At 34.5% G+C, this 9,680-nt stretch carries 8 protein-coding genes and 1 pseudogene; 3 read left to right on the forward strand and 6 right to left on the reverse strand.

The window, feature by feature from the left end; all coding sequences use genetic code 11:
- Positions 1-3,255 (reverse strand): beta strand repeat-containing protein (locus tag LS72_RS09710; RefSeq protein ID WP_138155303.1); only part of this gene is annotated, 3,255 nt, incomplete at its 3' end.
- A 160-nt stretch (positions 3,256-3,415) separates the two neighbouring features.
- On the opposite strand from LS72_RS09710, the gene LS72_RS09715 reads away from it, so the two are divergent.
- Complete coding sequence (locus LS72_RS09715; protein ID WP_138155304.1) at positions 3,416-3,637, forward strand: hypothetical protein; 222 nt, start codon at positions 3,416-3,418, stop codon at positions 3,635-3,637.
- Between the two features lie 275 nt (positions 3,638-3,912).
- Positions 3,913-4,005 (forward strand): hypothetical protein, encoded by a 93-nt coding sequence (locus LS72_RS11465; RefSeq protein ID WP_238700797.1) that lies wholly within the window; start codon positions 3,913-3,915, stop codon positions 4,003-4,005.
- 70 nt (positions 4,006-4,075) lie between these two features.
- Here the strand turns inward: LS72_RS11465 and LS72_RS09725 are convergent, their stop codons facing one another.
- Genes LS72_RS09725 through LS72_RS09745 form a run of 5 tightly spaced genes read right to left on the reverse strand, consistent with a single transcriptional unit; the run spans position 4,076 to position 8,758 of the window.
- Positions 4,076-4,771: an ABC transporter ATP-binding protein gene (locus LS72_RS09725; protein ID WP_034554858.1), complete on the reverse strand. Its 696-nt coding sequence runs from the start codon at positions 4,769-4,771 to the stop codon at positions 4,076-4,078.
- On the reverse strand, positions 4,758-5,534 hold the full coding sequence (locus LS72_RS09730) for an ABC transporter ATP-binding protein (RefSeq protein WP_034554859.1): 777 nt from the start codon (positions 5,532-5,534) through the stop codon (positions 4,758-4,760). Before LS72_RS09730 ends, LS72_RS09725 begins: the two co-directional genes overlap by 14 nt.
- Positions 5,535-5,539: 5 nt before the next feature.
- Positions 5,540-6,736, reverse strand: coding sequence for a branched-chain amino acid ABC transporter permease (locus tag LS72_RS09735; RefSeq protein ID WP_034554860.1), 1,197 nt, complete (start codon positions 6,734-6,736; stop codon positions 5,540-5,542).
- A gap of 6 nt (positions 6,737-6,742) precedes the next feature.
- Positions 6,743-7,642, reverse strand: a complete 900-nt coding sequence (locus tag LS72_RS09740; RefSeq protein ID WP_034554861.1) for a branched-chain amino acid ABC transporter permease — start codon at positions 7,640-7,642, stop codon at positions 6,743-6,745.
- Positions 7,643-7,654: 12 nt separating this feature from the next.
- Positions 7,655-8,758: an ABC transporter substrate-binding protein gene (locus LS72_RS09745; RefSeq protein ID WP_034554863.1), complete on the reverse strand. Its 1,104-nt coding sequence runs from the start codon at positions 8,756-8,758 to the stop codon at positions 7,655-7,657.
- 446 nt (positions 8,759-9,204) lie between these two features.
- Here LS72_RS09745 and LS72_RS09750 point away from each other — a divergent pair.
- Positions 9,205-9,680: pseudogene (locus LS72_RS09750) on the forward strand (hypothetical protein); the annotation flags it as partial.

Below are 9,680 nucleotides of genomic sequence, written 5' to 3' on the forward strand. Positions count from 1 at the left end.
TGTATTATTTACAAATCCACCTTTTAAGTTTCCTTGGTTGGTAAAGCTTGTAATGCTTCCTTTATTAATAACTTGGTTGGTGATGGTTCCACCATTAGCGTTAATAAAGTCTCCTATGTTTTTCGTGTTATCAAGGGAAGTTATGGTTCCAGTGTTAGTAGCATTTGCTAGGGTTCCAGTATTAGCAAGGGTTCCTATTGTTTTAGTGTTACTAAGGTTGGCTAAGCTTCCAGTATTAGTAAGGTTAGCTAGAGTTCCAGTGTTAGTAGCACTTCCTAAGCTTCCAGTATTAGCAAGGGTTCCTATGCTTTTAGTGTTACTAAGGTTGGCTAAGCTTCCAGAGTTAGCAAGGGTAGCTAAGCTTCCAGTGTTAGTTGCAGTAGTTATCTTTCCAGCATTAGTAAAGTTTCCTGCATTTCCAGAGTTAGTAAAATTACCAACTGTTGCATTACTTTGGTTATTAAATCCATTACTTAGCTTTCCAGCATTAGTAAAGTTTCCTATGTTTCCAGTATTGCTTACTTGGTTGGTTATAACTCCGCTAGTAGTATTGTTAAAGTTGTTTAGGTTTCTAGTGTTACTAAGGGAAGTTATGGTTCCAGTGTTAGTAGCATTTGCTAGGGTTCCGGTATTAGCAAGGGTTCCTATTGTTTCAGTGTTACTAAGGGAGTTTATAGTTCCAGTGTTCTTAGCTGAAGTTATAGTTCCAGTGTTGCTTACATTTGCTAGGGTTCCATTATTAGTAAAGTTTCCTATGTTTTTCTTGTTTGCAATGGTGTTTATAGTTCCAGTGTTGCTTACATTTGTTAGAGTTCCTTGGTTACCAAAGGCTTCTATAAATTTCTTGTTAGCGAGGTTAGTTAATATTCCATAACTGGATAAAGATCTTATGTTCCCGTCATTAGTAATTGCTTTTACATTTCCAGATTGTTTGTTTAAAAGATAATCTATGCTTCCAGCATTAGTAATGTTTCCTGCATTTCCATCGTTAGTAAAATTACCAACTGTTGCATTACTTTGGTTATTAAATCCATTACTTAGCTTTCCAGCATTAGTAAAGTTTCCTATGTTTCCAGTATTGCTTACTTGGTTGGTTATAACTCCGCTAGTAGTATTGTTAAAGTTGTTTAGGTTTCTAGTGTTACTAAGGGAAGTTATGGTTCCAGTGTTAGTAGCATTTGCTAGGGTTCCGGTATTAGCAAGGGTTCCTATTGTTTCAGTGTTACTAAGGGAGTTTATAGTTCCAGTGTTCTTAGCTGAAGTTATAGTTCCAGTGTTGCTTACATTTGCTAGGGTTCCATTATTAGTAAAGTTTCCTATGTTTTTCTTGTTTGCAATGGTGTTTATGGTTCCAGCGTTACTTGCATTTGCTAAGTTTCCAGCATTAGCAAGGGTTCCTATGCTTTTAGTGTTACTAAGGGAGTTTATGGTTCCAGTGTTCTTAGCTGAAGTTAAATTTCCAGTGTTGCTTAAATTTGCTATATTTTTAGTGTTATTAAGGTTGGCTAAGCTTCCAGAGTTAGTAAGGGTAGCTAAGCTTCCAGTGTTAGTTGCAGTAGTTATCTTTCCAGCATTAGTAAAGTTTCCTGCATTTCCAGAGTTAGTAAAATTACCAACTGTTGCATTACTTTGGTTATTAAATCCATTACTTAGCTTTCCAGCATTAGTAAAGTTTCCTATGTTTCCAGTATTGCTTACTTGGTTGGTTATAACTCCGCTAGTAGTATTGTTAAAGTTGTTTAGGTTTCTAGTGTTACTAAGGGAAGTTATAGTTCCAGTGTTAGTAGCATTTGCTAAGTTTCCAGCATTAGCAAGGGTTCCTATGCTTTTAGTGTTACTAAGGGAGTTTATGGTTCCAGTGTTCTTAGCTGAAGTTAAATTTCCAGTGTTGCTTAAATTTGCTATATTTTTAGTGTTATTAAGGTTGGCTAAGTTTCCAGCATTAGCAAGGGTTCCTATGCTTTTAGTGTTACTAAGGGAGTTTATAGTTCCAGTGTTCTTAGCTGAAGTTAAATTTCCAGTGTTGCTTACATTTGCTATATTTTTAGTGTTATTAAGGTTGGCTAAGCTTCCAGAGTTAGTAAGGGTAGCTAAGCTTCCAGAGTTAGTAAGGGTAGCTAAGCTTCCAGAGTTAGTTGCAGTAGTTATCTTTCCAGCATTAGTAATGTTTCCTGCATTCCCAATGTTAGTAAAATTACCAACTGTTGCATTACTTTGGTTATTAAATCCATTACTTAGCTTTCCAGTATTAGTAAAGTTTCCAATATTTCCAGTATTGCTTACTTGGTTGGTTATAACTCCGTTAGCAGTATTGTTAAAGTCGTTTAGGTTGCTAGTGTTACTAAGGGAAGTTATGGTTCCAGCGTTACTTGCCCTTGCTAAGTTTCCAGTATTAGCAAGGGTTCCTATTGTTTCAGTGTTGCTAAGGGAGTTTATAGTTCCAGAGCTAACAATCGTTCCAACATTTCCAGTATTCTTAAGGGCAACTAGGGTTCGAAAGTTAGAAAGTCTTTTCATAGTCCCAGAGTTATCAAGGTTTCCGATACTATTGAAATTAATTAAGCTATTTTCTATTTTTCCTTGGTTATTAAAATCCCTAATCGTTCCTATATTTGTTATGTCATCAATTATTGTTCCTCGTTGAGTATTAGTAAGAGTTCCTATGAACTTACTATTACTCAATGATTTTATTTGTCCTCTGTCATTAGTAGTAATAACTCCTATGGTCCCGAGATTAGTTATAGTGGTTAGACCACTCCTACCACGAACATCAATGCCACCAATATTCCCTGTGTTCTTTTGTAACTGGATAGCTCCTTTAAACCCTGTATCTTTAATGATCCCAGTTATATTCCTTGAATTTGTAATCTGTAATATTACGTTTTCGACACTGATTGATAAGTTACCATTTAAGTTTTTGCCAAGGATTCCTTGATTATGAATTTTTGCTGTTGTAAAACCACCTATTAGACCTTGTATATCTACCATACCTTTGTTAGGATCACTTAGCTTGTTATCGTAAAGAGCTTTGTCATAGGGTATATTGAGGAAAGGGAGTTGAGGATGACCACCAAGATAAGAAATTCGCATATAGTTACTTAATCTATACGACGATGTCAAGTTACAGGTATCACTATAATAGGTGGTTCCGCATAATTGTCGGTAATTTTCATTTGGGACGGTAAAACCTAAACCGTGTAAGGCTGTAGAAGCGGCAAAAGATACAAGTAAATAATTTCTAAAAGTGGTATTCATTACTCGCCCCCCCCCCCCTATTTTTTATAGTATTATATAGCTTATATAGCCGTTTTATTATGTAGAATTAAAATTCCTTTATAATATCAACATAAAAATTAAATAGTCCTTAAAATTTGCAGAATTTTAGAGGACTTCCTAAAAGTTCAAAAAGCATATTGTGCGTATTACAGGAAATAATGCGGTGCATTCTACAAAAGAGATAGACATAAACGATAATCCAAAGATTGCCTATAAACTTTTTGAAATGTTAAATTTTATTGTGCAAGAGATGATAACACGTCCTAAGGAAATTGATAATCTTTTTGAGGATAATATGCCAAAGGGTGCAAAAGAAGCAATCAAGAAAAGGAATAAGGATTCTACTTCTAATCCCCAATAGGTTTGTGATGGCTTTAGTTATCTTGTATGGTAAATTAAGAGGTAAAGTTAATGGCAAGTTATTCCATTGTTTTAACAGGATTTTAATATAGAAAAGAATCAAAAATAGATTTTATTTTAAAGTGCTTCGATTTAAAATGGCGTTTTATAAAAATATAAGTTACTTTGATAGAAAATAATATTGTCTTTAATATCTCAAAAAGGCTTATTATGTTCCATACTAAGTTCTATCGCCTTATTTTTGCAAGTTTAATGTCTTTATCTATGAGCTTTATAATGTCTGGAATAATAACCTTTTTAAACCTTGGATTGAATGAAAATTCTTTAAAGCAATGGTTATTAGATGCCTTCCAAAAGCTTGGATTATAGCATTCCTTATTGCCTTTTTAATTGTCCCTTATATCGCTAAAATGACAGAATATTTAATAAAAAAATAAGCTTAACCTCCTAAATAATGCCTTTTAATCTCTGGATTATTAAGTATATTCTCCGCATTATCCTCTAAAGTAATCTTTCCATTTTCTAAAACATAAGCCCTATTAGCTACTTTTAAAGCCGCAAAGGCATTTTGCTCCACAAGCAAAATAGTGATTCCATCATCCCTTAATTGAAGCAATATTTCAAAAAGCTCCCCCACAATCTTAGGAGCTAACCCCAAACTTGGCTCATCAAGCATTAAAAGCTTCGGCTCACCCATCAAAGCCCTTGCGATAGCTAACATCTGTTGCTCTCCCCCGCTCATAGTCCCCGCCATTTGCTTATAACGTTCTTTTAATCGTGGGAAAAGCCCATACATTTTCTCTTTCATAACAACGAAATTTTCATCATTACAATAAGCCCCCATTCTTAAATTCTCATCCACACTCAAATTCATAAAAACTCTCCGCCCTTCAGGAACTAAGGCAATACCTCTTTGAATAATCTTATGGGTAGGAATTCTTGTAATATCCGCACCAAAAAACTGCACTTCCCCCTTAGTTTTCACACTATGTATAATGCCATTAAGCGTTGAAGACTTACCCGCACCATTACTACCCACTAGTGCGATAATTTCATACTCTTCTATATGGAAGCTAACCCCTTTTAAAGCAGCGATTAAACCATAATAAACCTCTAAATTCTTAACTCTTAGCATAATAATCCCCTAAATAAGCCGCAATAACTTCAGGATGATTAATCGCATCTTGAGGTTTTCCACTAAATAATTTCTTACCATAATCAAGCACCAAAACTTCCGAGCAAAGTTTATTCACAAAGGGCATATCATGTTCAATCAATAATATACTTAATCCAAAATCTTTTTGCATTTTGATAATCAGCTCACCTAATTCCTCTGTTTCTTTAGGATTCATCCCCGCTGCTGGTTCATCAAGCAAAAGTAGCTTGGGCTTTGTCGCTAAAGCCCTTGCAATTTCAACCTTTCTACTATTTCCATAACTTAGGGCATTAGCATTTTGATAAATCTTATCACCAAGCCCCAAATATTCTAAAAACTCTATGGCCTCTTTTTTAATCTTCCGCTCCTCTTTAAAAAATCTCCCAAAACGAAAGGTTGCTTCAAAAAAGCTATAATGCGCTGAATTATGCAGTCCAATTAACACATTTTCTAAAACACTCATAGAGGCAAAAAGCCGAATATTTTGAAAAGTTCTAGCAATCCCTAGATTAACAATGCTATTAGGCTTATACTTAGAAATGTCTTTACCTAAAAAACTTATCTTCCCACAAGTGGGTTTATAATTTGCAGTAATGATATTAAACATTGTCGTTTTACCCGCACCATTTGGACCAATAAGCCCAAAAACTTGATTTTTCTTGATACAACAACTCACATCATCAATAGCTTTTAATCCACCAAAGGCAATACTAACATTTTCAAGCTTTAATAGACTTTCCATTATCTCTAAATACGAATCTTTGCAAAGAATTTAAATTTATTTTTAGGGTTTAAATCCCATAGTTCTTTTTTACCCATAATCCCCTCTCTAGCAAAAAGCATAATACAAAGCAAAATAAGTGAGAAAAAAACCATCCGCAACCCCGGATAAGCACCCAAGTCTAACCCTCCAAACACTAAAGGTTCATCCAAAACCCTAAGCCACTCACCCCCACCTACAACCAAAATCGCACCCAAAATCGCACCCGTTGTGCTTCCAAGCCCACCTAAGACGATAATAATTAAAAGTTGAAAGGTTAATTCAAAGCCAAATATTTTAGGATCAATAGTGGTAAGCCAAGCCGCTAGAAGTCCGCCACCCACTCCCTCTAAAAACGCACTCGTGCTAAAGGCAAAAGTTTTGATTTTAAAAGTGTTAATCCCCATAGCAATGGCTACATCCTCATCATCCCTAACAGCTTTCATAGCCCTCCCAAACTTAGAATACACAATCTGCAAAACTAGGATAACAGAAGCCACAGCAATAATTCCACTCCAAAAAAAGATGGTAATATTAGCATCCTCAAAAGAATGCCTATAAATCATTCCAAAAAAACCTTGCAAAAATGGCGGAATATCTGAAGAAAAAGCTAGAGATTTTAAAATCCCTCCAATACCCGCAACCACAGAATCCGCATCATTAGGAATCTCATTTAATCCAATAGCACCATTAGTCCATTGCGGGTTATTAATCGCTAAAATCTTGATGATAAAGCCAAATCCTAAAGTTACGATAGCTAAATAATCCCCCCTCACGCGAAAAACAGGAAAAGACAATAAAATAGCAATAATAGCAGCCACCACCCCACTAACAAAAAGTGCAGGAAGCAATTCTGTATATAAGCCCAAGATAAAAGGATGAGGATCTTCAAGCTGAAACATTGATAATTTCAAATCCTTATCTAAAAGCATTAAGGCAGTAATATAAGCACCAATAGCAACAAACCCATTAGGCTCTAAAGAGAGTTGCCCGGTTACACCATTAATAAGATTATAACTAATCGCCAAAATAACAAAAATCAAAATATTATTGACAACCCTTAAAGCATAATCATTAAATAATACTTGCAAAGCAAATAAAACCACAATAGTGCCACTATAAAGCAACAAATGTATGCCTAATGTAGCAAAGGAATTATTATAAAAATTTTGCACTTTATACATTATCCCTTAAAACCTACTCTTTTCTAATCTCCAATCACCCATAATACCAATAGGGCGAAAAAGTAAAACCAAAATCAAAAACAAAAAAGCAAAAGCATCTTTATACCCGCCTAACTCTGGAAAAAGAGCAACCGCCATAACTTCACTAAAACCTAAAATAAATCCTCCAATCATCGCACCACCAACACTTCCAATCCCTCCTAATACCGCAGCAGCAAATGCCTTAAGACCGATTAAAACCCCCATAAGAGGATCAATGGTAGGATAAGAAATAGCATAGAAGATTCCCCCAATCCCCGCTAAAGTGCTACCAATAGCAAAGACTAGAGCAATAATACTATTAGCATTAATACCCATTAAAGCAATAGCGCTAATATCAAAAGCACTAGCACGAATAGCCATACCCTGTTTAGTGCGATAAAGAATACCAAGCACAATAACAAGCAAAATCAAAGCCACAATAGGGACAACCAAAGTAATAACTGTCAAATTAAGCCCAAAAAAATCTATGCTTTGAGAAAAAAATTGCGGTGCGTCAAAAAATCTAGGAGTAGAACCAAAGAGGATATTAAAAAGATTTTCCAAGAAAAAGCTAACGCCAATAGCAGTAATCAACATAGAGATTCTAGGGGCATTCCGCAAAGGCACATAAGCGATTTTATCAACCAAAACACCCAAAACTCCGCACAACAAAATAGCAAAAATAGCAGAAACAAAAAAGGGTAATCCAAAGCTATGCATACCAAAAAAGCTTAAAAACGCCCCCACCATCATAATATCAGCGTGAGCGAAATTAATAAGACGCAAACAGCCATAAACCATAGTATAACCTATGGCAATTAACGCATACATACTACCTAAACTTAGCCCATTAATACATTGTTGAAAAAAGGTTGTAATATCCAAAAACTACCTTAACTATGGCTCAATAGTTGTCTTATAAACTAATTGACCACCTTTTATCTCATTAATAACCGCACTCCTTATAGCCTCTCCATTTTGCAAAGAAAATTTACCGCTAACACCCTCATAATCAGTCATAAATTGAATCGCATTATTAATACATATCCTATCTTTCCCTCCACACTTCTCAATCGCTTCTAAGGCTATACCATAGGCATCAGCAAACATAACAGCGAAGCTACTCACAGGTTCATTATACAGCCCCTCATAAGCTTTGATAAAAGAAACTCCCTTAGGTGTCTGCACAGAACTTGTAGAATAATAATCCGTTACCATATAGCCCTCTCCGGCTTCTTTAGCCACTTCAAAGAATATCTTATTAGAAGCTAATCCATCCCCACCAATAGTTGGGACTTTTAGCCCGAGTTGTTTAGCTTGAAGAGCGATTAATGCTCCCTCATTATAATAAATAGGCAAGTATAAAACATCAGGATTCTTTGCTTTGATATTAGAAATTTGTGCCTTAAAGTCTTTTGTCCCAGCTTGTGCGTTAGTTTCAATCACAATCTCTCCACCTAGCTTCTTAAATTGACTCTTAAAAGATTTCGCCAAACCAATAGAATAATCACTGCTATTATCAAGTAAAATAGCCGCTTTTTTAGCCCCTAATTCCCTAAAAGCTAGATTTGCAGCAATAACCCCTTGAAAACTATCCGCAAAAGAGATTCGTGAAACAAACTCTTTCCCTTGTGTTACCCTATCATTAGTAGCCACAGGTGCGATAAGAGGGACACTATTATCATCCGCAATTTTTACCATCGCTAAAGCATTAGTGGAAATCATAGGACCAATAACTACGCTAACATCCCTAGAGACAAGTTTTTGCATCGCATTAGCCGATTCAATCTTATCACTTTTATTATCAACAAAGATAAGCTCAATACTATCACCATTTTTTGTTTTGTTTTGTGTAGCATAGGCTAAATCAATCCCTCTTTTACCAAGCTCACCAAACCCACCAACAGCCCCACTAATAGGCAATACAATACCAATCTTAATAGTTTCAGCATTAGCTAACATTCCACAAATAGCCACAAACAAGAAAAACAACTTCTTCATCGGCAAACCTTTATAAGAATTTACTAAAATTCTAATCAAACTTATCTTTAATCCTAATTAATCCACTTTCTAAATCAATGCCAGTCCTATTCAAAACAACTTTAATATAAACTTTAATTGCCCCAGACTCTCAAAGTTTAATTCCTCAATTATTTAATCCTAAACTCTTAGATTCTAATCTTAATACAAAAGCTATAAATCCTAATGCTTTAGATTCTAATTTCTTAGATTCTATTATAGAATCTAAAAGGTATTCTAACCTTAGAGTCCTAATCTTTGATAGATTAACCTTTAAACTTAAACTCTTCTCTTTACAAGAGTCTTTTAAATTTACATTTTTTAATATAAATATACTTAATATATTATAAATATATGTTATAATATATTTAATTGTATTAAAGTAAATGTTTTTTATAGCCAAAAGATTAACATAAAAGGAACAACCAATGAAAAATGAATCAAATAACTTTTCTTTGATCCCTAACTCGCCAAGCTCTACTTTATTCTTAAGTTTAAGTCTAATAACTGCTTTAAATACTTCTTTAGGTGCAGATAGTTGGGCTACATCAGGAACTATTAATATTAGTAATAGTGGAACTATAGATACTATAACTAACACTAGTGGAGTAAATAATAAAATTATAGGTAATCAAGCAGGAAAAACCTATAATGACTTAATTATTAATAATGGAATAACACTTCAAAATAATGGCAATGGAAATACACTACAACTTAATAATGCTAGTGCAGGAACTATTGAGAATCAAGGATTAATAAAAAAACAAAATAATTCCTCTGCTGTAGCTATTGAAAATAATGCTACTTTAGGAACTTTTAAAAATACTGGAACCATAGAAGCTGTTGGTAATGCAGTGAATGTATATATTAATAAATCTACTCTTACAGATTTTAGTAATAGTGG

This window comes from Helicobacter apodemus (genome assembly GCF_000765745.2).
In the GTDB taxonomy this organism is placed as follows: Bacteria; Campylobacterota; Campylobacteria; order Campylobacterales; family Helicobacteraceae; genus Helicobacter_D; species Helicobacter_D apodemus.

Excerpts from the sequence above, each read along its gene's own strand:
- LS72_RS09730 (WP_034554859.1), bottom strand. The coding sequence starts at position 5,534 with ATGGAAAGTCTATTAAAGCTTGAAAATGTTAGTATTGCCTTTGGTGGA.
- LS72_RS09745 (WP_034554863.1), bottom strand. The coding sequence starts at position 8,758 with ATGAAGAAGTTGTTTTTCTTGTTTGTGGCTATTTGTGGAATGTTAGCT.
- LS72_RS11465 (WP_238700797.1), top strand. The coding sequence starts at position 3,913 with ATGTCTGGAATAATAACCTTTTTAAACCTTGGATTGAATGAAAATTCT.
- LS72_RS09735 (WP_034554860.1), bottom strand. The coding sequence starts at position 6,736 with ATGTATAAAGTGCAAAATTTTTATAATAATTCCTTTGCTACATTAGGC.
- LS72_RS09725 (WP_034554858.1), bottom strand. The coding sequence starts at position 4,771 with ATGCTAAGAGTTAAGAATTTAGAGGTTTATTATGGTTTAATCGCTGCT.